This window comes from Rosenbergiella metrosideri (genome assembly GCF_022602565.1).
Classification (GTDB): Bacteria; Pseudomonadota; Gammaproteobacteria; order Enterobacterales; family Enterobacteriaceae; genus Rosenbergiella; species Rosenbergiella metrosideri.
This window is the reverse complement of the sequence record NZ_JALBCV010000002.1, coordinates 236,677-261,245: the sequence shown is the minus strand read 5'-3', so window position 1 is coordinate 261,245 and position 24,569 is coordinate 236,677. Positions and strand designations below refer to the sequence as shown.

The window sequence follows — 24,569 nt, the reverse complement described above, 5'->3', positions numbered from 1 at the left end:
GCGCTTATTGCTTAACAACTCTATTACATAGCTTGCTAATGGATTGGGAGATGACACCATGCTTCAGCTGAGAGAGATCAATCAAGCCTACGACGACCACCATACGCTCTGGGATATCAACCTTGAAGTGAACCAAAATAGCTGCTCAGCCATCGTCGGGCAACAAGGCACAGGTAAGACAACCTTATTCCATTGTATTTTGGGGTTTCTCCCCATCATGAGTGGCGAAATGACGTGGCAGCCGCAAAATACGCTGCCTTGTAGTTTAATTTCGCTTCCTAGTCAGTTTCGTTCGCAACTAGGCATAACCTATGTTCCACAAGGAAGTCCGATTTTCTCGCAACTGAGTGTAGAAGAAAATTTACTCATTGCGCTGAAGGCGGGCCATCAAAGACGCTTACCCGCGACCTTACCCTCGATAATCAGTCAGCTATTCCCAACCCTGATCAGCGAACGCCATCAACGCAGCGGGACATTAGCGAAAGGATTACAATATCAATTGGCGCTAGCCCGGGCAGTGATCAGCCACCCTAAGTTAATTTTATTAGATGAACCTTCGGAAGGTTTGACCGCGCATGAAGCTGACCAGCTTGTTGCGATAATTACTGCCCTCACAAAACAACATAATATTAGCGTGTTATTGATGGACAAGAATTTGCCTTTTGTGAAACGGGTCGCCGATAACTTTACCCTGCTTCATCATGGTCGAAGTATCATGTCGGGGACGGCCGCCGATTTAATGCGTTTCAGCGGCGCGGTGGAGTGGAGTACTAACGCATTGACGAAGGTAATGTAAGATAGTGTCCCAGATTGTCCAATTGCTCCGCATCGCTTAAATACGGGATTTCGCCCAGTAACGGCGCATTAATCTGGTCAGTCAGGTAGCCACAATAAGCAGCATATTCGTGTGGCTCAGGACTCAGGCTATTAGCCACCCAACCTGCTAGCGTCAGTCCCGCTTGCTGAATAGCCGCTTGGGTCAATAAGGCGTGATTGATACAGCCTAGCTTCATTCCTACCACTAAGATAACCGGTAGTCCCTGCGCACTCACCCATTGACCATAGTGTTGCTGTGCAGAAAGCGGGGTAAACCAGCCCCCTGCCCCTTCCACTAACACCCAATTCGCTTGCGCTTGTAAGGCCGATAGTCCTTCATCAAGCCGTGGGAAGCTGATCGGTTGGCCTTCGCGCTGGCTCGCGATATGCGGAGAGGTCGGTTGCTCAAAGGTAAGTGGGTTGACCGACGCATAGGGTAAGTCTAGGTTACTGTAGCGCTGTAAAATCAACGCATCACGATTACGCAAGCCTTCCGTTGTCCATTCTGATCCTGATGCAACCGGTTTATATCCTGCAGTGGTGTAGCCCTCGCGTGCCGCGGCTTGCAGTAGTGCGGCCGATACGAGCGTTTTGCCGACATCTGTATCGGTTCCGGTTAAGAAATACGTGTGACTCATCAGGTAACTCCAAAAACGATTTGATAGGTGAGACGGTAACCTTGCTCGTCTCGCGGCCAGTGGTCAGCTAATTGGTGAAAGAAGGCTCGTCCGCCTAGCCCTGCCTGACGCCCCGCGTGCAAGTGTGACGCCCCGATACCTTTTAACGACCAGAGAGCCTCGAGAGGAGACGCAAAATGGCAGATGATAGGTGCTTGCCAAGCAGTCAGCCCCAGAGACTCCGCCGTGGCGAGCAGTGACTCAGCACTAGACCAGCGATTGATCGGTGCAGAACGCCCCAACTGCTGCCAGACCTGTTCAATTTCCGGTAAAGAGCCAGCGGCTAGGGTTGAGATGGCGAGTTTCCCTTGGGCCGTCAGCGAGCGTTGCAACTGTTGCACGGTTTGTCGGAAATCACTGCACCACTGTAGCGCAAGATTACTCCATAAGTAGTCAACACTTTGCGCAAGGAAAGGAAACGCTTCAAGGTCGCCACGCACATAGTGATCTGCCGAGTGCTGTTGAACGGCCTGTTGCAGCATTCCGCTCGAGAGGTCAAAAGCCGTTACGCAATGACCCTGCCCACGAAAATAACGACTAAACCAGCCTGAACCTGCTCCAGCATCTACCAGTAAACCAGGCTTATGCCAGTCGCAGTGCGCCATGAGTTGCTCACCGACAATACGTTGAAACGCAGCAAATTGATCGTACTGTTTCGCCGCACGGCCAAATGCTTGCGCCAGCGCCTTTTTATCGACCTGGATAGGGGGATTAGAGGACATGATGTAAGGCCTCAACCAAACGGGTAATCTGCTCAGTACTGTGTGCAGCACTCAGCGTAATTCTTAAGCGTGCGCTTCCCACTGGGACCGTCGGTGGGCGAATCGCTTGTACCCAATGCCCTGCCGATTGCAGGCCTTGGGCGATGGCCAACGCTCGATGATTATCACCGATAATCACTGGCTGGATCGCCGTTAATGAATCGGTTAGAGGAATTCCCTGCTGCCTACATAAGGTTCGAAAATCGCTGATATTTTGGCTCAGCTTTTTGCGGTATTCCGGTTGCTGACGAACGATTTCGATACTGGCTAAGACAGCAGCAGCCTGGGCCGCGGGTAATGCTGTGCTATAAATGAGATGACGAGCCGATTGTTCCAAGTAAGCCGCTACCGCGTCGGAACAGAGAATGGCCGCACCGCTCACCCCAAGCGCTTTACCGAAGGTCACTACCAATATGTCGGGTGTGACCTGCTGCTGGGCGCAACTGCCCCGCCCTTCGTCACCCAACACACCGATACCATGCGCATCATCGACCATTAACCATGCTTGGTGTTCGCGGCACATTTCACTGATCGCGGCTAACGGCGCTTGATCGCCATCCATACTGAAGACGCCCTCGGTGATGACCAGACGATTCTCCGTATCGGTCGCCCCTAATTGCCGCGCAAGGCCGTCTAACGAGTTGTGAGGGAAACGGCGGTAGCGGGCCGGAGACAACGCCGCCGCTTCCTGTAACGAGGCATGCATTAATTTATCGGCGATAAGTGTGTCACTGGACTCGGCAAGGGCGAAAATTAACGCTTGGTTCGCCGCGAAGCCTGAGCTAAAGAGAATGGCCCGTGGGAAACCCAGCCAGTCGGCTAGTGTGTGTTCAAGCTGTTGGTGGCAAGGTGAGTAGCCGGTGACGTGCCCCGACGCCCCCGCACCCGTCCCCCAGTGTTGTGCCCCCTTGCACCATGCATCAATCACCGCAGGGTGATGGCTTAACCCTAAGTAATCGTTACTGGAAAAATGCGTGAAGTGTTGACCGTCCTGAGTGAGGCGGGCGTGCGGGGAGACGGTGACCGCTAACCTTCGCCGCAGCAATCCTTGCTGCTGGCGTTGGTGTAAAGCGTCTTCGATGCGTTGTTGCCAAGACATTAGACAGCCGCATTGTAGAAGAGTGAGGTATCCGCTTGGCTAATTTGCTGATGCAGCATTTCAGACTCAGACTCCACCCCTAGCTCCGTGTGAGCATGCGCCGGTTTTAATCCAAGCTTGCGGAAAAGTTGAACATCGCTATCTTCTTCAGGGTTTTCAGTGGTCAACAATTTGCAGCCATAGAAAATTGAGTTCGCCCCCGCCATAAAACACATCGCTTGAGTTTGTTCACTCATCTGTTCACGACCCGCTGAAAGACGTACATACGAACTCGGCATTAATACCCGTGCAACGGCAATGGTACGGATAAAGTCGAAAGGATCGACATCATCGTTATCGGCCAGTGGCGTCCCCTTCACCTTCACTAACATATTGACGGGTACGCTTTCTGGCGGGGTGGGAAGATTTGCTAACTGCATCAAGAGGCCAGCGCGGTCATCAATCGTTTCCCCGAGTCCGACAATCCCACCTGAACAGACCTTGATTCCCGCACCGCGAACATGTGACAGCGTATCGAGACGTTCTTGATAACTACGAGTGGTGATGATGTTGCCATAAAACTCAGGCGAGGTATCGAGGTTATGGTTGTAATAATCGAGTCCAGCAGTGGCTAACTCGTCGGCTTGTTCAGGAGAGAGCGTACCAAGCGTCATACAGGTCTCTAAGCCCATCGCCTTAACGCCTTCAACCATTTTCTTCAGGTAAGGCATATCCCGCGCATGCGGATTTTTCCATGCTGCACCCATACAAAAACGTCCTGATCCCGCGGCTTTCGCTTTACGGGCTGAGGTTAATACTTCTTCCACTTCCATTAATTTTTCAGATTCTAAACCGGTTTTATAGCGCGCACTTTGCGGGCAATATTTACAATCTTCAGGGCACGCCCCCGTTTTGATGGAAAGCAAGGTACTGACTTGTACTTTAGCAGGGTCGAAATTTTCACGGTGGATCTGCTGCGCCTTAAACATCAGTTCTAAAAAAGGCATCTCAAACAGCTCAGTAACTTGCTGACGTGTCCAACGTTGTGACATGGCTTGCTCCATAACTTTAAACATTCGGTTATTGTGGTTATACTTGTAAACTAAATTTATAGAAAACAGTTTACAACAATTATGTTCCCGACAGAAGATAGTGAATTCGATCGTCAACACCTTTGGCATCCCTATACCTCAATGCGGGATCCTCTTCCTTGCTACCCTGTTGCTTCGGCTCAAGGCTGCAGTATTACTCTCGAAACGGGGCAAGAATTGGTGGAAGGGATGTCTTCATGGTGGGCCGCAATTCATGGTTATAATCACCCACGGTTAAACCGCGCGATGACCGACCAAATTGCTAGCATGTCGCACGTGATGTTCGGCGGTTTGACTCACCGTCCCGCCGTGAAGCTTGGCCGTGAATTATTGGCCATTGTGCCGACTGGGTTAACGAAAGTCTTTTTGGCTGATTCGGGATCGGTCGCAGTAGAAGTCGCAATGAAAATGGCGGTGCAATATTGGAGTGGAACGTCGCAGAGTAAGCAAAAATTTTTAACGTTACGCGGGGGGTATCATGGCGATACCTACGCGGCAATGTCAGTCTGTGATCCTGAAAACTCCATGCATTCCCTATGGCAGGGTTACTTGCCCGAACATCTCTTCGTTCCAGTACCCCAATGTACGTTTGACCAACCTTGGCAGGAAAGTGAAGCGGATGCACTGAGGGAGGCCTTCGCCGAACATCATCATACTCTTGCGGCCGTCATTCTGGAGCCAATCGTACAAGGTGCCGGGGGGATGCGTTTCTATCATCCTCAGCTGCTTAAACGCATACGAGAGTTGTGTGATCAGTACGATGTACTTCTGATAGCCGATGAAATTGCTACTGGCTTCGGACGAACAGGGAAGATGTTCGCCTGTGAACATGCCAATATTTCTCCAGACATTCTCTGTGTTGGTAAAGGCCTGACGGGTGGCACGATGACGCTCGCGGCGACTTTGACGACTGATCGTGTCGCAGAGGGTATCAGTTGTAGCCCGGCTGGTTGTTTTATGCATGGCCCAACCTTTATGGGAAACCCCCTCGCCTGTGCAGTCGCGACCGAGAGTTTAAGAATTCTAGCCGAAGGTGCGTGGCAACAACAGGTGAGCAGTATCGCAGCGCAGCTTAATGCTGGACTCGGTCCGTTAATTGACCACCGAAATGTTAAAGATGTCAGAGTATTAGGCGCTATCGGGGTGGTGGAGTGTCATCGCACTGTGGCGATGGCGGACATTCAAGCTTTCTTCGTTGACGCCGGTGTATGGATAAGGCCTTTTGGTAAACTGATTTACCTTATGCCTCCCTATCTGATCACTGAACAGCAGCTTGCGCAATTAATGTCAGCTATTACCGCAGCCGTAGAGCAAGACTCGCTGTTTCAGTAATCGGTAACGCGAAGGCTGTAGCGAGCGAAGCGTTGCCCTATTAGGCTGACTTTCGATTAGGTGACCTTCAAAAAAAGTGCCACCTCGGTGGCACTTTACACGCTATTCTGGGGTATGGGCGATCGCCCACATCGGCCCCTGACCTGCTGCATAACGCCCTAAATCGGTTAGCTTTCCGCTTTGTTGATCAATGCGGTAGACCGCGATATGGTGAGATTTCTGACCGGTCGCGATTAAAAATTTCCCTGCTCTATCCAATGTAAAACCACGGGGTTGAGTCTCTGTTGGGTGGAAGCCCACTAAAGAGAGCGCATCCCCCTGCTCGGAAACAGCAAAGATAGTCAGTAAACTACTGGTCCGATCACAGGTATAGAGGAATTTACCATCCGGTGTGAGATGGATATCTGCAGCCCAAGGGGTTCCAGTGAAATCGTCAGGTTGAGTTGGCAGTGTCTGCACCACCTTATCGTTACCTTGACCCAATGCGATAACCATCACCGTGCTGTCTAGCTCGTTAATGGTGTAAGCAAATTTTCCTTGGGGATGGAAAGCCATATGGCGTGGGCCAGCCCCTGCCGCGGACTCGATTTGCGAAACGTTGGCTTCATCTAAACTCTTGTCATCACGAAGCGGATATACACAGATACGATCTTGTTTTAATGCGGGGACGTAGAGTTGGTTATTGGCCACGTTAATATTCGCCGAGTGACAACCGTCTAACCCTTTCAATACTTGGGACGGGGAGGTCGGTTGACCTTCGGCCCCGAGCTGACCATAACTAACAAAACCATCATGGTAATAGCCAACATACAGCGCCTCTCCCCCACGATCCGTAGCAAGATACGTGGCACTTCCTGGCAGCGCAGCTTCGTCTAACCAAGTCAGTGTGCCTGTTGCGTCGATTTTCCACGCCGCCACTCGGAATTCAGGCTTCACCCCTGCGTACAGGACGTTATGCAGAGGGTTAATGGCTAACGGCTGGGGTTGCCCAGGCGCGTTGACCGTTTGCAATAACGCCAAATCACCCTGCTCAGACAGTTGCCATACATGGATCTCTTCACTTTCTGGGCTAGCTGTATAAATAACTTGTTTCATGCGCTCTCCTTAACTTTAGTTAGATCTAGTGTGCACCAATTCTATAATTGTAACAGTGATTTTGTGCGAGATTTGCTGCTCCGCTCCTTTCGGGTGTAGACTTTTTTTATACATCTTAAAATTAGGTGACGTTATTATGGATTACCGAGTTATCGCATTAGATTTAGATGGCACCCTATTAACCAGTCAAAAACAGGTTCTCACCGAATCCATTGAGGCTCTCACCCGTGCTAAAGCGGCGGGCTATCACGTTTTGATCGTCACAGGTCGCCACCATAGTGCAATTCATCCGATTTATCAGACCCTCGCCTTAACGGATCCTGCCATATGTTGTAATGGTACTTACTCTTATGATTTCCAAAAGCATGCCGTGATTGATAGTGATCCGCTTCCTACTGTCGACACTGAGATTGTTATCGACGCTTTACGGCAAGCGGACATCAAGGGATTACTGTATGCCGGTGACGCAATGTATTACGAGCAACCCACCCCACATGTTATCCGTATGCAAGCTTGGGCGGAACAGTACCCAGTAGAACTGCGCCCGGTATTTCGTCAAGTCAATGACCTCAAATCGGTGGTGGAGAGCGGTGAACCCTTGTGGAAATTTGCATTAGCTCACGCTGACTTGACGCAGTTGCATCGTTTTGCAGACCGTGTGGAGGCTGCTGCAGAGGTGGTATGTGAGTGGTCATGGACCGACCAAATTGATATTGCCAAACGGGGTAATAGTAAGGGTAAGAGACTTGCAGAATGGGTGAGCGCGCAGCAATTATCAATGGATCAAGTGGTCGCCTTTGGCGATAACAATAACGATTTAAGTATGTTAGAAAGAGCGGGAATTGGCGTTGCGATGCATGAAGCGAAACAGGAGATTAAAGATCGCTGTCAGGTAGTGATTGGAAGTAATGACGCGCCATCGATCGCACGATTTATCGAATCGACACTTCTGTAAACATTTTGCCTATGCCGGACAGGCATAGGCGTGACATCAGGCTGAGTTCTTTTCGTTCTTCGTTCCAGAAATAAGGTTAAACAGCTCACCTATTCCCCAGATTAACCCCAAAATAACGGCCATCAGTACAGGTACCATGATGATCGCCATCAGCAAACTTTTCAGCAGTTCCAGCATAGTCTTCTCCCTTCGGCGTCTAAAACTTCTATTTTAACGACACTGGAGCAGCGTGGATACCGCTTTTTGTGCCTTTACCCTGTTCAGCAAAGATTGACAAGCCAGCGGCAGCTCGCTAAAACTAAGGTAAATGCATAAAACGGTATAGAATATGAAAATATTGCATATTTCGCAATGTACATTTCATCGTGGGGAACGCTGGTCTCTACAGATAGACTCGTTGCACTTATCGGAAGGAGAAAGCATCGCCTTAGTCGGGACTAATGGCAGCGGAAAATCTTCACTGGCGCTGGCGCTAAATGGCGACCTCCCAAAAGCTAGGGGAACCCTCGACAATGACTTCACCTCCCCTACTCGGCTCTCATTCGAGCAGCTTTCGGCATTTATCGATAAAGAGTGGCAGCGCAATAATAGCGATCTCTTCAGCGAAGGTGAAAACAGTGATGGCAAACTGACACGGGAGGTTATTCAGGAAGCTTATCAAGATCCCGCACGCTGCCAAGCTTTAGCCGAGCGTTTCGGTATTGTGCCACTGCTTGATCGACCATTTAAAGTGCTATCAACCGGCGAAACGCGAAAGACTTTATTATGCCAAGCTTTAATGTCTACCCCGGATCTGTTAATCCTTGATGAGCCTTTCGATGGGCTGGATGTCGATTCTCGTGCAGCTTTGCAGCAAATTTTGCGGGAGTTACAGCAACAGGGGCTTACATTGGTTTTCGTGATCAATCGTTTCGAAGATATCCCGCCATTTGTCGACCGAGTCGGCTTACTGATTGAAGGTCACTTACAGCCTTTAGCACCGCGTGAGCAAGTGTTAGCAGATAATGTTGTCGCACAACTTCACCATCTAGAGCAGTTATCAGCCGTTAAGCTACCTGAGCGCGATACGCCTACCACCGTGCCAGCGCTGCCCTCTTCTACACCGTTGATCCGTCTAGTATCGGGACGTGTCTCATGGGATGATAATGTAATTATCAATAACCTCACTTGGCAAGTAAATCCCGGTGAGCATTGGCAGATTACCGGTCCCAATGGTGCGGGGAAGTCGACGTTACTGAGCTTAGTCACCGGCGACCACCCACAAGGCTACAGCAACGATCTGACATTATTCGGCATTCGTCGAGGCAGTGGTGAGACCTTGTGGGATATTAAGAAACATATTGGCTACGTCAGCAGCAGTTTGCACCTTGAGTACCGCGTTAGCGCCTCAGTGCGTACCGTTGTGCTCTCTGGCTATTTCGATTCCATTGGCCTTTACCAGGTTCCGGGCGACCGCCATCAGGCATTGGCTGATCAATGGCTCGCGCTGATCGGAATCTCTGCTGAACAAGCACACCTGCCCTTCCATGACTTATCCTGGGGGCAGCAACGGTTGGTGCTGATTGTACGAGCGTTAGTGAAACATCCCCAATTACTGATTCTCGATGAGCCTTTACAAGGGTTGGATGGGCTTAATCGTCAGCTGATCAAACAGTTTGTATCGAGGCTAATTGACCAAGGCACCACACAGCTGCTCTTTGTCTCTCATCATGCAGAAGATGCTCCGCAGTGCATCACCCACCGATTACGCTTCGTTGCCAACGATCAAGGGGGCTATGACTATTTACAAGAGAGCCTTTAGCCTGATCTCACCCACTGTGAAAACGGTGGGTGCTCAACAATATTAAGCGACGAAACCATCATCTTTTTGACAACCCGGTCGGGACAGTTGTCCCACAATCTTGCGGCCTTTCTACAATTTCCAAAAAACCTTAAAGTAAAATGTAACCCTTATTAAGGATAAAAGTTAAGCAGTGACTCGCTCCTCTAAAAGTGTTAATCACCTGCGCTACCTCCCCTCATTTCTCTTACCTTCAATCACTTAAGTTCAGAATGTTAGGGTATGTGTTGAATTGGGCTTTATTACTCTAGAATGTAATCGCTTACACAAAAGGATATTAATTGCTCGATTATTCTTCATAAAGCCTTTTGAATTGAGTGTAAACGTTTCCATAGTTATTAGCATGATCACAAAAATAGACCTAAATTCATGCTACGCTTCAGTTATTACGGCTTAATTATGACGAGATGACTATGCAAACCTTTAATCCCCTCGACCATCCCCATCGCCGGTTCAATCCCCTAACCGGTGAGTGGGTGTTGGTGTCCCCCCATCGTGCAAAACGCCCGTGGCAAGGCGCTGAGGAGACAGTAAGCCCTCAACAGCTGCCGCAACATGATTCAGAGTGCTACCTGTGTCCAAGGAACAGGCGTATCAATGGCGAGGTTAATCCTGATTACCATGCACCTTTCGTCTTTACGAATGATTTCTCAGCATTACTCCCTGACACCCCCTCTTCGGCAGAGTGTGAGGACGAACTATTCCAATTAGAGAGTGCTCGCGGGATCAGCCGAGTGATCTGTTTTTCCCCCGATCACAGTAAAACGCTGCCAGAGCTTTCGCTTTCAGCAATTAGCCAAGTTATACAGGTATGGCAAGCGCAGCTGGCCGAATTGGGAAAGACTTACCCGTGGGTACAAATTTTCGAAAACAAAGGGGCGGCAATGGGTTGCTCGAACCCACATCCTCATGGTCAAGTTTGGGCAAATAGCTTCATTCCTAACCAAATCGCTACCGAAGATCGCCAACAACATGACTATTATCAACGCCACCAGCGTCCGCTGTTATGGGACTATGCGCAGAAAGAACTGCAGCAAAAAGAGCGCTTAGTGATTGAAACGGACCATTGGATCGCCGTCGTACCTTGGTGGGCGGTATGGCCCTTCGAGACCTTATTATTGCCTAAAGCCAAAGTGGCCCGTTTAACCGAACTCTCTGTGGCGCAGCGCGACGATCTCGCCCTTGCCTTAAAACAGTTAACCAGCCGCTACGATAATCTGTTCCATTGCGCTTTCCCCTATTCGATGGGATGGCATGGCGCACCGTTCACCGATGAAGCCTGCGCGCACTGGCAGTTACATGCTCACTTTTATCCCCCACTACTGCGCTCTGCTACCGTGCGTAAATTTATGGTCGGCTACGAAATGTTAGCAGAAGTCCAGCGCGACCTTACCCCTGAACAAGCTGCGGAACGCCTACGATCCGTGAGTGACCGCCACTTTCGAGAGACTCCACAATGATCACTGAACTTAAACAGCGCTGTGAACAGCGTTTTCAGCAGCACTTCGGCTATGCACCAACCGATTTCTTCCAAGCACCGGGACGGGTTAACCTGATCGGTGAACATACCGACTATAACCAGGGCTTCGTCTTACCTTGCGCCATCGATTATAAAACGGTTATCTGTTGTGCTAAACGCCAGGACAATCGCGTTCGCGTGATTGCCGCAGATTATGACGATCAACGGGACGAGTTCTCGTTAGATACGCCAATCGAATTTCACCCGTCTGCGATGTGGTCAAATTATCTGCGTGGCGTAGTTAAACATTTACGACAGATTACTGACCAGTTTCAAGGAATGGATATGGTGATCAGTGGTAATGTTCCACAAGGTGCTGGATTAAGCTCCTCTGCTTCCTTGGAAGTGGCAATCGGAACCGCGATTAAGCATTTATGGCAACTGCCGATTACCCCTGTACAAATCGCACTCAACGGTCAAGCAGCGGAGAACCAGTTTGTAGGCTGTAATTGCGGCATAATGGATCAGATGATTTCGGCAATGGGTCAGGCTGATCATGCCTTATTACTCGATTGCCAATCGCTTGAAACAAAAGCCGTATCGATGCCAAATGATATTGCGGTATTGATTGTGAACTCCAATTTCAAACGGACCTTAGTGGGCAGCGAATATAATCTACGCCGCGAGCAATGCCAGCAAGGTGCGGCCTTTTTCGGCCAGCAATCATTACGCGAGGTGACCTTGGAAACGTTTTACGCCCGTGAAGCAGAAATGAAACCTACCGTCGCGAAACGCGTCCGCCATATTCTTACGGAAAACAAACGGACGTTAGAAGCAACAGAAGCACTGAACCGAGGTGATTTAACCCGAATGGGGCAGTTAATGGCCGAATCCCATAACTCTATGCGCGATGACTTCGCGATAACGGTGCCACAGATCGACTGTTTAGTGGCGTTATTACAAGATGCGATTGGTGAGGAGGGCGGCGCACGCATGACTGGCGGCGGATTCGGTGGCTGCGTCGTGGCACTCCTGCCCTCTCATAAAGTTGAGGCCGTCCAAGCGGCCATGGCCGATCACTACTTTGCCGCGACAGGAATCAAAGAGACCTATTATCTCTGCCATGCTTCACAAGGAGCTAGCCCATGCTAACATCAACTGCCCTCGCGCCCGACGGTCAACCGTTTAATCTTGCCGAACTGCGTAATGCGCAAGGAATGGTTGTACGCTTTATGGACTGGGGAGCAACGTGGATAAGTGCGCAAATTCCGCAAGCGGATGGCCACTTACGGGAGGCTATCCTAAGCTGTGGCTCACCTGAACGTTATCTACAACAATCGGCCTACCTTGGGGCAACCGTCGGACGTTACGCAAATCGTATTCGCCAAGGCTATCTCACTGCTCTCGACTGTCAGCTGACTAGTAATCAAGGTCCTCATCAACTACATGGCGGGCCAGAGGGATTTAGCCATCGACGCTGGCAGCAGGTGGTTCATACCGATAAGACCTTAGTCTATCGCTTACACTCTGCCGATAGCGACCAAGGTTTCCCGGGGAATGTTGACATTGAGCTCACCCTAACACTGAGTGATGATAATCGCTTAGATTTCTGTTTTAGCGCACAATCCGATGCCCTCACCCCGTTATCGTTAACTAATCATGCCTACTTCAATCTCGATGGGACACAAGGCGATATCCGTGCTCACCGGCTTACGCTGCACAGCTCATCTTTCCAACCCGTCGATGCGGATGGACTCCCCGACGGAGACTGCCTGCCTGTTGCAGAGACCGCCTTCGATTTTCGCTCGCCAAAATCTCTCGCACAAGATTTTTTAGCGGACAATTTTCAACAAATGACCGGCGGTTATGATCACGCTTTCATTATCGATGCCCATACGATAAACCAGCCGGTCGCGACGCTAAGTGCAGCTGATGGCCGATTACAGATGAATCTATACAGTAGCGAACCGGCGTTACAACTATATACTGGGAACTATCTGTCAGGTACGCCCGCACCCCAAGGAAAATATGATAATTATCAGGGTGTAGCATTAGAACCGGGTTATCGTCCTGACGCGGTGAATGATACGCCACTGGCGGGCTGTTGGTTACCGGCGGGAGAAATTCGTCAGATTCGTTTTGGCTATCATTTTATCAGTGCTTAAAAAGTCATCGCAAAAAGGGTCAGAGACTTACGCGACGCGCCCTTTTCCGCTATGGTAGTGGCAGTAGTGTCTCTTGACCGAACAGTCGTTGCGGTGAGAACAATTTTAAAGTGAATGATTAATCATTGAAGGAGCTTTACGATGGCAGTAACTAAGCTTGTACTGGTCCGCCACGGCGAAAGCCAGTGGAACCAAGAAAACCGCTTCACCGGTTGGTATGACGTTGACCTTTCTGAAAAAGGTCGGGGAGAAGCGCAAGCTGCGGGCAAACTTCTCAAGCAAGAGGGGTTTACTTTTGACTTCGCTTACACTTCTGTTCTCAAACGTGCCATTCATACCCTATGGTCTGTGTTAGATGAGCTTGATCAGGCTTGGCTACCCGTTGAAAAAAGCTGGCGCCTCAATGAGCGTCACTACGGTGCGCTGCAAGGTCTGAACAAAGCAGAAACTGCAGAAAAATACGGTGACGAGCAAGTTAAACAATGGCGTCGTGGCTTTGCCGTTACCCCACCAGAATTAGAGCGTTCTGATGAGCGTTTCCCGGGACATGACCCACGCTATGCTTCACTCAGTGCTGAAGAGCTGCCGGTGACTGAAAGCTTAGCAACCACCATCGAGCGTGTGATTCCTTACTGGAATGAAACCATCCTGCCGCGCATTAAAAGTGGTGAGAAAGTGATTATCGCCGCGCATGGTAACTCTCTGCGTGCAATGGTTAAGTATCTTGAAGGTCTTTCTGAAGATGAGATCTTAGAGCTGAATATCCCAACTGGCGTGCCATTGGTCTATGAGTTCGATGAGAACTTCAAACCACTGAAACGCTACTATCTCGGTGATGCCGATGAAGTGGCTGCCCGCGCAGCAGCGGTCGCTAACCAAGGTAAAGCGAAGTAAGTAAAAAGGCCGGATAATCGGTAGTGCCGAACGGTTAAGCAGTGGATGGCTAATTAAACGATCAAGCCATAATATTAGAATCCGTAATTTTTTTAAGATTACGGATGTTTTTTTACTTCTTGTTGTAGCACTAAACCCGAGCATCGAAAGATAATGATATCGACAGAAGGCTGATTTTTCGGTCATATTTAAGCCCTTACTCAATTTAACTTCCTCTGTAATCTTATCAGTAGGGGTAACCGCTATAATAAGCTAAATTTATACTCTGACAGAAAGCGATACTTAGGGTGCCCCCCTAATTAGCCTCCTTATTCAGACGATGATAATTTTGACGAGCTAAAACAGAAAAATCGCTATTACACAGCGATCAGGATTGGAGAGTCGAAATCTTTCTTATCAAAAAGACCTCGCTAATAACGGTATAATGGAGAGTAAGAGAACCAAAGGTCATGACTTAGATAATGTGATAGCCGAGTATATAAAGTATTTTAATTCCAAGCGGACTAAAGTTTAATGCAAAGGCCTAATGTAATCAGGCCTCACATATTTTCTAACTAGAAATGTCCAGTTTTATTAGCAACTCCACACGAGGCCTTTATTTTAGACTCTTTGTTCTCTATTTATTCTAGTGAGCATGTTGTATAGACATAGTGTTGGAAAGATAGAGAGTATCGCTTTCGGGTAAATCATCAACACGTCACCAATACCAAAAATAATGAGCGGCATAGTGAACGTAAAGACTGCCAAGTCAACTCTTCCTTTCTTCCTAAATGCCATGAAAGTGAGAGCATATAATATCAGCATGAGCGATGCAGGAGCGATACCTTGTAGTGAAGCAATCTCAATTAGCTCGTTATGCGTATGATAAGGAACATTACGCAGCGCTTCAGCGTTGGCTTTTTCGTTTGTATCAATGTATCGGGTAATGTCATGTAATCGAGATTCGGCACTCTGCCCTACTAGGTGGTTACTAGCGGTGAAAAATCCTGACCTCCACATACTAAACCGAGCCCCAATAGAGGTACTATTATTTGTATTTTCATGACTAAGATCCTGATACGCTTCAATGAACCTATCTCGGACCTGATGCGCAGCGATCAGTGTTACGGTAAACAGTATGACAAGAACGAGAACGAGTTTAATAACATCCTTTACAGCCATGCTTCTGAAGGCCATGATTAGTAAAATCACAGGAAACAATAGCGTTGCACTACGTGTACCAGTCATAAGGATAATGATGAAAGTTATCACGCTGACAACTATCATTAAACGCTTCTTGTAACGCACTTCAAGAGTATTGATCGCATAAAGGCATAATAACCCTTGGATTGTTTCAAGATATGCCGCTGTTGTCGATATCCCCCCAATGTTAGCACGAACGCTATCTTCGCTTAGGTAAGTATAAATTCCTTCATAGGAAGCTACCCCAAATGCAAGACAGATCATCCCCAATAGCAGGAAACGAAAGCGAGAAATAACTTTATCTGGAATTACGCTCGTAACAAAAATTAGAATCGATAAAGGCATCAAAAGTTTGTACGTTTTGGCATAACTTGTATTAGCAAGTAACTCTCCGGCACTGCTGTCCCCGAACTGATTTACCCACCAAAGCTGGCAGAAAGCTATCCCTGCCACCACTACTGCTATAAATAACCAGATTCTATCTAGCTGACGGGCTTTTTCCCTGCTGCAGATAAACTGTAGTACGAGAATAAATAATGCGAGAAACATAGCGTTCCGTCCCATTATCCATTCTGTAGGAGCTAAGAAAGCGCTAATAGGCATTAGTAACATACTAATGCCATAAAAAAATTCGCGTATTGTCATGCTATCAACTCAGGGCTTTATACTTGATGTAATCGCGTAGCGCTCTAAAGATACGGCCATTAAATCTGTAGTGCTTTGCGGAATATTTGTGGTTGTACTTCGTGACTGGCTTGATAAGAGGTTCATAATGCCAAGGCGATGAAGATTTAGCTACGTTAAAAGGTTCACATTCACGGTAGAACTGAGACCACTCGTGCCACGGCTTAGTTAAACCAACAAAATGAAATAATGAAGCTTTTTTATGGGCTAAATTTTCGGTACATTTGTATTTATAGTTGAGATCGATAATATAATTAAAAATATTATCTATAAATAATACGTTTCCATTAGTTGCCACATTAATAGCATCTTGGTCATAATAGGTCAGAGCGTTCATTTTACTGTCATTGATAAGGATATTCATTGATTTCTCAGTAATACTTTGCTTACCCCACTCATTAATATTAATAAGCATCACACCTGAGTTGAAATATCCTACTTGAGCAAAATTAGTGCAGAATAACTCATCTGTTTTGATGATATGTTTAGTGCTAGGATCGTTCACTGCAGCAACGGTGTAACCGCTAATGTCAAGATCAATCAAGTAGCCAATATCACCCGAACAAAAAACGTCCGAATCAAGATAGAGAACTTTTTCCACCTTACTCTGAAAGTAGTCTGCTATCATCAAGCGGAAGTATATAGCGTGATTCCACGCCTTGTTTGATGGCAGCGTCTTGATAAAACCGCTATCAACATTGTATATATTGATAGCGGTTTTATGTTTATCGCATATCCTAGCTAATTTGGCTGCGTTATCGCGTGATATATCGTCAGTAAAGATATGGAATCGCAATTTCTTATGTTTATTATTGATAATAACAGACTCGATTGAAACGCCAGCGCCAAAGATAAATTTATCATCTGCACCGTAAGCAATATTCAAATCTTCGCTGTCATCAAGCGAGCTAAATTGGACCTGACTTTTGATTGTTTTTTGACCGAAAAACATTAATTCATCCACTAAGCAATGAGATGAATCCAATTTTATATTAGGATTGCGTAAATTTCTATAAGAAACGTTAAGGCGGTTGTGGTTCGATAGCAATTAGGATTACGAATGGAGACTATTCATCAAGTCTGATAGTATATTTTTTATTCAAAATCATTTTGTTTATATAATAAACGAGCTACAGATGTACATCACTACAATGTTAGTTACCTTTTGGCTAAGGCCGGATAATCCGGCCTTTCTTTTAGGCTTGACGGCGTGCGATTACCGCCTCAGCTAACTGTTTCAATACTTGTTCCGTAACAGGCCAACCAATACAAGCATCTGTAACGCTTTGACCGTAGGTCAGAGGCTGTCCGCTCTCTAAACTCTGGTTACCTTCCACTAAGTGACTTTCAATCATCACACCCATAATCGCGTTATCACCCTGCGCGATCTGACCAGCAACATCCGTCGCAACCTCCATCTGCTTTTGATACTGCTTGGAGCTATTGGCATGGCTGAAATCGATCATCACTTGCGGCGGTAAACCTGCTTGAGTCAGGCCGGCCTTCACGGCGGCAACATCTTCCGCACTATAGTTAGGCGTTTTGCCGCCACGAAGGATAATATGACAATCTTTATTCCCTGCGGTCTCAACAATCGCCGAGTGACCATATTTGGTTACCGATAAGAAGCAGTGGCCAGCGGAGGCTGCATTGATGGCATCAATCGCGACTTTAATCGTGCCGTCGGTACCATTTTTAAAGCCCACAGGACAAGAGAGACCAGACGCCAATTCACGGTGTACCTGCGACTCAGTGGTACGGGCACCAATCGCTCCCCAGCTCATGAGATCAGCTAAATATTGGGGAGTGATCATATCAAGAAACTCTCCCGCCGTCGGCATACCCAGATCGTTGATATCCAGAAGAAGCTTACGACCTAATCGTAATCCCTCATTGATATCAAAGCTGCCGTTCATGTAGGGATCGTTAATCAACCCTTTCCAACCCACGGTGGTACGCGGTTTTTCAAAGTAGACACGCATAACGATTTCTAACTCGCCTTTCAGTTCATCCCGTAAGGCAACAAGACGTTGAGCGTATTCCATCGCGGCATAGGTATCATGAATCGAGCAAGGTCCAATCACGACAAGTAATCTATCGTCTTGTTGCTGCAAGACCTGCTGAATAGCTTGACGGCTTTTAGCCACCGTTTCAGCGGCACGGTCTGTTGCAGGAAATTTCTCTAGCAGTGCCACTGGCGGTAAAAGTTCTTTAATTTCTGTGATCCGTAAATCGTCGTTTTTATAGCTCATTATTATTCCATCACGATAAGTGTGCCGTTGTCCTAGCGATACTCTAACGTGCCACTGTCAAACTGCAAACCCTTATTGCCACTTTTTCCCTCAGGGAATTAAGAAGTGTGTGAACCGTCATTCTGCGAGGCTTTTCTCGACCAGAGACGCACACCATTAATCGCGATAAACGTGAGAATCATATACTCAATCGACATAGCGTAAACCCCTTGTAGAGTGAATATTACGACGCTGATGATGTTAATCACCACCCACAGTATCCAGTTTTCCACCCATTTACGTGTCATGAAAATCATCGCCACAACCGATAGAATGGTCATACAGGCATCCCAGAAAGGATAGGCATCGGGTTGTAACACCGGAAGCTGAGCCGTAAGCCCTAATTGATTGAGAAGCATAACGGTTAGGCGAGCGAATAGCCCAAAAATAGCATCAATAAAGCGTGTCATGACGAGTATTGAGATCAAAGAAACTGCCCCCCACACTGTACGCGCACGCGTCCCCAGCCAACGTATTTGGAGCTCTACTTGTTGAGAAGACGTTTGTCGGGTCCAAGCGTACCAACCGTAGACATTGGCCAGTAGGAAGAAAATTTGTAGCAGGAGACTGGAGTAAAGCTGTATTTGATAAAAGATAACCGCAAACAGCAGCACATTAACAATACCAAAGGGATAATTGATGATTTTCTCTTTGCTTGCAAGCCAGATACAGAGTAATCCACAAAGGGTACCGACCGCTTCAATCCATGAGAGATCGTAGCCCTGCTTACCTAAAGGAATATGCACTAACAACGTATTGATACTGAAAAAATTCATCGCCGCACCTCATGTTTAGTATACTAAACAACATACAATAAGTCGGTCCGTTTGTCTTTTATTTCCTTAATTTTCCCCACTCTCCCAAGTTAAGTTGTGTTTCCATCATGACTTCCTACACTCTATCTTATCTACTTCCGTTTTAAGGAGCGTAACTATTCTTATGCTACGTCGCGGCCTCTTCGCTTACATTATTATCGCATTATTAGCCTTACTCGCCAGTTATCTCACTGACAGGGCCGCTAATCGTCCTGTTATCGGGGATAGCTGGACTACTGCGCGCCGAGACTCTGCACAACTCTTAGCTGACCCCGCGTCGATAAAGGATAGCGCACTGGTAGCCGTATTGGCGGCTAAGACCTATGGATGGCGTGGGCATTTTACCGTGCACACTTGGCTCGTCTATAAGCGCAGTGGCGAGACCCACTATACGCGTTATGACGTTATTGGCTGGCGCAATAGTGATTTGATCCGGAAAGACTATGCCATTGCTGATGGTTATTGGTATGGGGCACGCCCTCATATCTTGGTAGAGTACCGGGGAGAGGCCGCGGAAGCCATGATTCCGCGTCTGGACGCTGCAGTACACAGCTATCCCTATCCACATACCTACCATGCATGGCCTGGGCCTAATAGTAATACCTTCATTGCGCATATAGGACGTCAAGTTCCTCAGCTGGAACTCAATATGCCTGCTAATGCGATAGGCAAGGATTATCGTTCCTTAACCGACCCAATTGGCCGTCCCCCTTCAGGTAAAGGGATACAACTGTCCTTTTTAGGGCTATTAGGGATTAACCTAGGTGAACAAGAAGGGATTGAATTCAACTTACTGGGAATGAATCTAGGGATTAACGTTTCACCGCTGCAGGGTCGACTTCCTTTCATCGGTAACCTACCCGCCGATCATCATGATCCTTAACCGATGAGTGTTATCGAGACAAAAAAACCGCGTCAGCATTCTCTGGCGCGGTCATGACTAGAGGCTTGGCTCCAGTAGGAACTTGGTAGGTCGTTGCTACTGGCAACGCTGTCTCACTGCGTTCGACTCGAACCTGCTGCAGGTTCTCATCCTGTACGATTTAACACCGAGTGTTGGAACGAAAAAAAAGCACCTATAAGGTGCTTTTTTACAAAATTTGGTGGGTCGTGCAGGATGACTCGCTACGCTCGCCCTACGGGTCGTTGCCACTGGCAACGCTGTCTCACTGCGTTCGACTCGAACCTGCTGCAGGTTCTCATCCTGTACGATTTAACATCGAGTGTTGGAACGAAAAAAAGCACCTATAAGGTGCTTTTTTACAAAATTTGGTGGGTCGTGCAGGATTCGAACCTGCGACCAATTGATTAAAAGTCAACTGCTCTACCAACTGAGCTAACGACCCTGAATAGGGATGATTAAGATGGTGGGTCGTGCAGGATTCGAACCTGCGACCAATTGATTAAAAGTCAACTGCTCTACCAACTGAGCTAACGACCCATCTTAAATCATTCTGGAAAATCAGTCCCCACTTAAGTGGTGGGTCGTGCAGGATTCGAACCTGCGACCAATTGATTAAAAGTCAACTGCTCTACCAACTGAGCTAACGACCCGATTTTCCTTGCCAAAAACACTGTTTAAGTTTGTCTCGGCAACGGCGGCATATATTACTGATTTACCGAGACAGCGCAACCATTAATTCAAAATAAATCATCAGTTGCTTACCTTTACAGCGACACGGACACTATTCAGCCAGAAATTGCTGAAAAAATCTTAACATTACTCGGCTAAGGCTTTTTGCGCCACTTTTGCTGAAGGGGTATTAGGATAGAGCTGAATCACTTGCTGCCAAACAGATTTGGCTTTATCCAGCTGATTTTTATCCTTCATGATGGTACCAATCTTCAACAACGCTTCTGCCGATTTTGGAGATTTAGGGTATTTTTTCACTACCGTGGCAAAATAATAAGCGGCGTTATCTTTCTGCCCCTTATTATAATAGAGCTGCCCTAACCAATAATTAGCATTAGGTTGGTAAGTGGAGTCCGGATATTTTTTAACCCAAGCTTGTAATGCCGCCATCGCCTCATCAGGCTTGTTCTGCTTCAATACCAAATCGACAGCCGCATTATAATCTTTATTCATATCGCCAGTCTGGGTTCCTACCTGTCCTGCAGCGTCACTAGCAGATTGGTCGGTTGTAGAGGCTTGTTGACTATTATCGCTTGAAGCTGAAGAGGTAGCTGAGGCGGCCGCCCCACTACTGCTTAGGGTATCGATTTGTTGATAGAGTTGCTTTTGCCGTTCAACCACTTGATTCAGTTGATAGCTATTCTGTTGGATCTCACCACGCAGCGCATCAATATCACTTTGGGTATCGTTCAACTGCTGTTGCAGTTGCTGGAGAAGTTGAGATTGTGCGTTGGAGATTCGTTCGAGGGTGGTGACACGGTCTTCGGTCGATCCCGAGCCAGCGCTACTGATTGACGCCTGGGCATGAGCGGCCGGAACGGCCGCTACGCCAATCAGTAACGACAGACCCAATGTATGAAGTCTGAAGTTACTAATCATAGTTTTCTCTTAGTATACCAATACAGCACGACGGTTTTTCGCCCATGCAGCTTGGTCATGACCTAAGACTGCTGGTTTCTCTTTACCGTAAGAGACGATAGACATTTGGTCTTCGCCTACGCCTTTACCTTGCAGGTACATTTTAACCGCGTTAGCACGACGCTCGCCCAGGGCGATGTTGTATTCTGGCGTACCGCGCTCATCCGCGTGACCTTCGATAGTCACTTTGTAAGAAGGGTTGCTACGTAAGAAGTTAGCGTGTTGATCTAACATCTGTGCAAACTCAGGCAGGATGTCATACTTGTCCAGACCAAAGTAAACAATGTTGTTTTGTTGCAGTTGTTGCATCTGCAGACGGGCTTGCTCATCTGAAGACATGTTGCCGTTGCTGCCATTGCCAGACATGCCGTTACCGTAAGCGCTATCTGCACCAGTGGTAGAGCCTGATTGGTCATTGTTGTTCTTGTGAGAAGAACATGCAGCAACCGCTAACACTGGCAGAGCCAGCAGTAAACCTTTCAGCACTTTATTGAATTGCATTTCGAAAATCCTATTATAGTTTGCCATACATATTTACACATGCATCACATATACGGCGACCAGGCAGGGAATTTTACCTGTCCATCAGTCGTCGGAAGACGCGCTTTGAAACGCCCATCGGTCGAAACCAACTGCAATACGGAACCATAACCCTGAGTAGAGCTATAGATCACCATCGTGCCGTTAGGTGCTAGACTTGGCGTCTCATCCAGATAAGAGCTAGACAATGTTTGTACTGCCCCTGTCTCTAGATCTTGTCGAGCGATATGTTGCGCACCACCTGCAGTGCTAACCATCACCATTGATTTACCATCGGTTGCGACATCAGCGTCTTGATTTTGACCACCTTGCCAAGTGATACGCTGTGGTGTACCACCGTTGATATTTAATTTGTAAATTTGAGGTAATCCACCTTGGTCAGAGGTGTAGGCAATATTCTGACTATCAGGGAACCACGTCGGTTCAGTACTATTATAACGGCCATTAGTAATTTGACTAATTTGACCTGAACCTAAATCCATCACATAAAGGTTTAAGCTACCTGTTTTCGATAACGCGAAAGCCAGCTTAGTCCCATCCGGTGAAAACGCGGGTGCGCCATTGTGACGAGGGAACGAAGCAATTTGACGGATACTACTGTTTGAGAGTGTTTGTACCACCAACGCCGAACGACCACTTTCGAATGTCACGTAAGCGACCTTGCTTCCATCTGGCGACCAAGCCGGTGACATCAATGGTTCACTCGAACGATGTACAACATTTTGATTGTAGCCGTCGTAGTCAGATACACGCAGTTCGTAAGGGAACTGTCCGCCATTAGTCTGTACTACATACGCGATACGCGTACGGAAGGCACCTTTAATTCCAGTTAATTTTTGGAAGACTTCATCACTGGCAGTGTGAGCTGCATAACGTAACCACTGTTTGGTCACTTTATACGAATTCTGCGCGAGCACGGTGCCCGGGGCGCCTGCAGTATCAACAAGTTGATAACTAATTTGATAGCTACCATCGGCATTACCTTTAACTTGTCCTACTACGACAGCATCAATACCCAGCGCTGACCATGCTGCAGGTTGTACCTCTTGAGCGCTTGTCGGTTGTTGTGGAAGGCGTGAACGATCCAAAGGATTGAACTTACCACTATTACGCAGATCTGCCGCAACTATACCACCGATATCTTCAGGCGCTGAGCCACCGCCACTCCATTGGAAAGGCACAACACCAATAGGACGCGCAGTATTTACCCCTTGGGTAATTTCAATATGTACCTCTGCTTGCGCGATTGCTGCCCACGCCAACAGAAAAAAGCTCAACGTTATTCGTAATGCCTGTTTCATTTTATCTCCCATACCTGAACAATCGCTCATGATAAGTGGTTTCCTAATATCTGATGGCCGCTAGTGCGAGCCACCAGTGTTCCCTATCGCCACAGGTCGTGTTACAGCCAGCTTATTGACCGGGTTTAAAGGTAATCGTCGCGTCTTTCACCGCCGCCCATACATCTTGGCTTGGCGGTTTCGGAATATGAGCCATACGCGATGCCGTCAGTGCAGCTTGGCAAAGCGCAGGATCGCCTCCTGCAGAGGTTGCAGAGATTAATAGCCCATCAGGCGCTAATTTTATGTGTACTGAGCACTGTTTACCGACATAGTTGTCTGCATCGTAAAACTTGCTTTGTATCGCACTTTGCACTTGACCAAGGTAACTTTGGATCGCTGCGCCAGAGACCCCTGCTTTTTTCTGATTACCCTGTCCCGATGCGCCACCACTTGCTGCTGATTTCGGTGCGTTTTTCCCGGAGGATAAACCGCCTAAAAGATCATCTAGCGCGGCATCGTTTTTCGCCGCTTTTGCTTTAGCGGCTTTTGCTTCTGCTGCAGCTTTAGCTTTAGCATCAGCCTTGGCCTTCGCTTCCGCAGTAGCCTTATCTTTAGCTTCTTGGGCAGCTTTCGCTTTCGCCTCTGCTGCAGCTTTTTCTTTAGCTTCTTCTGCTGCTTTCGCTTTCGCGTCCGCTGCAGCTTTGGCTTTAGCTTCTTGCGCGGTCTTGGCTTTTGCCTCCGCAGCTGCTTTGGCTTTAGCCTCTTGCGCCGCTTTTGCTTCTACAGCAGCTTGAGCTTTCGCCTCCTGCGCAGCTTTCGCCTTCGCCTCAGCTTTCGCTTGCGCGGCTGCTTGCTTAGCTTGCTCTGCTGCCTCAGCTTTCGCTTGCGCGGCTGCTTGCTTAGCTTGCTCTGCTGCCTCAGCTTTCGCTTGAGCTGCCGCTTGTTTAGCTTGCTCTGCTGCCTCGGCTTTCGCTTGAGCTGCCGCTTGTTTAGCTTGCTCTGCTGCCTCGGCTTTCGCTTGAGCTGCCGCTTGTTTAGCTTGCTCTGCTGCCTCGGGATT

General features: G+C 47.9%; 23 protein-coding genes, 3 tRNA genes and 1 other RNA gene. 9 read left to right on the top strand and 18 right to left on the bottom strand.

Translation table 11 applies throughout. The features are described from left to right. Positions 1-58: 58 nt before the first annotated feature. Positions 59-796, top strand: coding sequence for an ABC transporter ATP-binding protein (locus tag MKR94_RS03800; RefSeq protein ID WP_241645509.1), 738 nt, complete (start codon positions 59-61; stop codon positions 794-796). Here MKR94_RS03800 and bioD read toward each other — a convergent pair. From bioD to bioB, 4 genes are read right to left on the bottom strand one after another with little or no spacing between them, the layout of a single operon-like run. Then, the gene (gene bioD, locus MKR94_RS03795; RefSeq protein WP_241585270.1) at positions 771-1,454 is read right to left on the bottom strand and encodes a dethiobiotin synthase; all 684 of its coding nucleotides are present in this window, start codon (positions 1,452-1,454) and stop codon (positions 771-773) included. The genes MKR94_RS03800 and bioD overlap by 26 nt on opposite strands. After that, positions 1,454-2,215 carry a methyltransferase domain-containing protein gene (locus MKR94_RS03790; RefSeq protein ID WP_241645508.1) on the bottom strand — a complete coding sequence of 254 codons (762 nt, stop codon included), beginning with the start codon at positions 2,213-2,215 and terminating at the stop codon, positions 1,454-1,456. The genes bioD and MKR94_RS03790 overlap by 1 nt, the downstream gene beginning before the upstream one ends. Then, positions 2,205-3,353 carry an 8-amino-7-oxononanoate synthase gene (gene bioF, locus MKR94_RS03785; RefSeq protein ID WP_241645507.1) on the bottom strand — a complete coding sequence of 383 codons (1,149 nt, stop codon included), beginning with the start codon at positions 3,351-3,353 and terminating at the stop codon, positions 2,205-2,207. The genes MKR94_RS03790 and bioF overlap by 11 nt, the downstream gene beginning before the upstream one ends. Then, on the bottom strand, positions 3,353-4,384 hold the full coding sequence (gene bioB / locus MKR94_RS03780; RefSeq protein ID WP_241645506.1) for a biotin synthase BioB: 1,032 nt from the start codon (positions 4,382-4,384) through the stop codon (positions 3,353-3,355). Before bioB ends, bioF begins: the two co-directional genes overlap by 1 nt. A gap of 81 nt (positions 4,385-4,465) precedes the next feature. On the opposite strand from bioB, the gene bioA reads away from it, so the two are divergent. Beyond that, positions 4,466-5,755 carry an adenosylmethionine--8-amino-7-oxononanoate transaminase gene (gene bioA / locus MKR94_RS03775; RefSeq protein WP_241645505.1) on the top strand — a complete coding sequence of 430 codons (1,290 nt, stop codon included), beginning with the start codon at positions 4,466-4,468 and terminating at the stop codon, positions 5,753-5,755. A gap of 102 nt (positions 5,756-5,857) precedes the next feature. On the opposite strand, the gene pgl is transcribed toward bioA, so the two are convergent. After that, positions 5,858-6,850, bottom strand: a complete 993-nt coding sequence (gene pgl, locus MKR94_RS03770; RefSeq protein ID WP_241645504.1) for a 6-phosphogluconolactonase — start codon at positions 6,848-6,850, stop codon at positions 5,858-5,860. A gap of 136 nt (positions 6,851-6,986) precedes the next feature. Between pgl and MKR94_RS03765 the strand changes: the two genes are divergently transcribed. After that, positions 6,987-7,805 (top strand): pyridoxal phosphatase, encoded by an 819-nt coding sequence (locus MKR94_RS03765; RefSeq protein WP_241645503.1) that lies wholly within the window; start codon positions 6,987-6,989, stop codon positions 7,803-7,805. A 36-nt stretch (positions 7,806-7,841) separates the two neighbouring features. On the opposite strand, the gene MKR94_RS03760 is transcribed toward MKR94_RS03765, so the two are convergent. Next, complete coding sequence (locus MKR94_RS03760) at positions 7,842-7,982, bottom strand: AcrZ family multidrug efflux pump-associated protein (protein ID WP_241645502.1); 141 nt, start codon at positions 7,980-7,982, stop codon at positions 7,842-7,844. 151 nt (positions 7,983-8,133) lie between these two features. On the opposite strand from MKR94_RS03760, the gene modF reads away from it, so the two are divergent. The 5 genes from modF to gpmA all read left to right on the top strand — a co-directional run bounded on the left by modF (position 8,134) and on the right by gpmA (position 14,163). Beyond that, positions 8,134-9,606, top strand: a complete 1,473-nt coding sequence (modF, locus tag MKR94_RS03755) for a molybdate ABC transporter ATP-binding protein ModF (protein ID WP_241645501.1) — start codon at positions 8,134-8,136, stop codon at positions 9,604-9,606. Positions 9,607-10,058: 452 nt separating this feature from the next. Then, entirely contained in the window at positions 10,059-11,105 is a 1,047-nt protein-coding gene (locus MKR94_RS03750) for a UDP-glucose--hexose-1-phosphate uridylyltransferase (RefSeq protein WP_241645500.1), read from the top strand. Further along, a complete protein-coding gene (gene galK / locus MKR94_RS03745) occupies positions 11,102-12,256 on the top strand; it encodes a galactokinase (RefSeq protein WP_241645499.1) in 1,155 nt (384 codons plus the stop codon). Before MKR94_RS03750 ends, galK begins: the two co-directional genes overlap by 4 nt. Further along, positions 12,250-13,269 (top strand): galactose-1-epimerase, encoded by a 1,020-nt coding sequence (locus MKR94_RS03740; RefSeq protein WP_241645498.1) that lies wholly within the window; start codon positions 12,250-12,252, stop codon positions 13,267-13,269. The genes galK and MKR94_RS03740 overlap by 7 nt, the downstream gene beginning before the upstream one ends. A gap of 141 nt (positions 13,270-13,410) precedes the next feature. Beyond that, positions 13,411-14,163: a 2,3-diphosphoglycerate-dependent phosphoglycerate mutase gene (gene gpmA, locus MKR94_RS03735; protein WP_099825539.1), complete on the top strand. Its 753-nt coding sequence runs from the start codon at positions 13,411-13,413 to the stop codon at positions 14,161-14,163. A 600-nt stretch (positions 14,164-14,763) separates the two neighbouring features. On the opposite strand, the gene MKR94_RS03730 is transcribed toward gpmA, so the two are convergent. The 4 genes from MKR94_RS03730 to pnuC all read right to left on the bottom strand — a co-directional run bounded on the left by MKR94_RS03730 (position 14,764) and on the right by pnuC (position 19,096). Continuing rightward, the gene (locus tag MKR94_RS03730; RefSeq protein ID WP_241645497.1) at positions 14,764-15,990 is read right to left on the bottom strand and encodes an O-antigen ligase family protein; all 1,227 of its coding nucleotides are present in this window, start codon (positions 15,988-15,990) and stop codon (positions 14,764-14,766) included. Positions 15,991-15,994: 4 nt separating this feature from the next. Beyond that, positions 15,995-16,981 (bottom strand): glycosyltransferase, encoded by a 987-nt coding sequence (locus tag MKR94_RS03725; protein WP_241645496.1) that lies wholly within the window; start codon positions 16,979-16,981, stop codon positions 15,995-15,997. Positions 16,982-17,225: 244 nt separating this feature from the next. Continuing rightward, entirely contained in the window at positions 17,226-18,281 is a 1,056-nt protein-coding gene (aroG, locus tag MKR94_RS03720) for a 3-deoxy-7-phosphoheptulonate synthase AroG (RefSeq protein ID WP_241645495.1), read from the bottom strand. 98 nt (positions 18,282-18,379) lie between these two features. Next, positions 18,380-19,096: a nicotinamide riboside transporter PnuC gene (gene pnuC / locus MKR94_RS03715; protein ID WP_241645494.1), complete on the bottom strand. Its 717-nt coding sequence runs from the start codon at positions 19,094-19,096 to the stop codon at positions 18,380-18,382. Between the two features lie 163 nt (positions 19,097-19,259). On the opposite strand from pnuC, the gene MKR94_RS03710 reads away from it, so the two are divergent. After that, positions 19,260-20,018 carry a DUF3750 domain-containing protein gene (locus MKR94_RS03710; RefSeq protein WP_241645493.1) on the top strand — a complete coding sequence of 253 codons (759 nt, stop codon included), beginning with the start codon at positions 19,260-19,262 and terminating at the stop codon, positions 20,016-20,018. A gap of 218 nt (positions 20,019-20,236) precedes the next feature. Here MKR94_RS03710 and MKR94_RS03705 read toward each other — a convergent pair. The 8 genes from MKR94_RS03705 to tolA all read right to left on the bottom strand — a co-directional run. Next, positions 20,237-20,359: non-coding RNA, RtT sRNA (locus MKR94_RS03705), on the bottom strand. A 46-nt stretch (positions 20,360-20,405) separates the two neighbouring features. After that, a tRNA-Lys gene (locus MKR94_RS03700) sits at positions 20,406-20,481 on the bottom strand. Between the two features lie 19 nt (positions 20,482-20,500). After that, positions 20,501-20,576: transfer RNA gene (locus MKR94_RS03695), tRNA-Lys, on the bottom strand. A gap of 37 nt (positions 20,577-20,613) precedes the next feature. Next, positions 20,614-20,689: transfer RNA gene (locus tag MKR94_RS03690), tRNA-Lys, on the bottom strand. Between the two features lie 166 nt (positions 20,690-20,855). Next, the gene (cpoB, locus tag MKR94_RS03685; RefSeq protein ID WP_241645492.1) at positions 20,856-21,647 is read right to left on the bottom strand and encodes a cell division protein CpoB; all 792 of its coding nucleotides are present in this window, start codon (positions 21,645-21,647) and stop codon (positions 20,856-20,858) included. Between the two features lie 9 nt (positions 21,648-21,656). Next, positions 21,657-22,187 carry a peptidoglycan-associated lipoprotein Pal gene (gene pal, locus MKR94_RS03680; RefSeq protein ID WP_048911808.1) on the bottom strand — a complete coding sequence of 177 codons (531 nt, stop codon included), beginning with the start codon at positions 22,185-22,187 and terminating at the stop codon, positions 21,657-21,659. Between the two features lie 44 nt (positions 22,188-22,231). Beyond that, complete coding sequence (gene tolB, locus MKR94_RS03675) at positions 22,232-23,527, bottom strand: Tol-Pal system beta propeller repeat protein TolB (protein WP_241645615.1); 1,296 nt, start codon at positions 23,525-23,527, stop codon at positions 22,232-22,234. A 112-nt stretch (positions 23,528-23,639) separates the two neighbouring features. Beyond that, positions 23,640-24,569, bottom strand: a 930-nt coding sequence (tolA, locus tag MKR94_RS03670; protein ID WP_241645491.1) for a cell envelope integrity protein TolA, incomplete at its 5' end; no start/stop codon positions are given.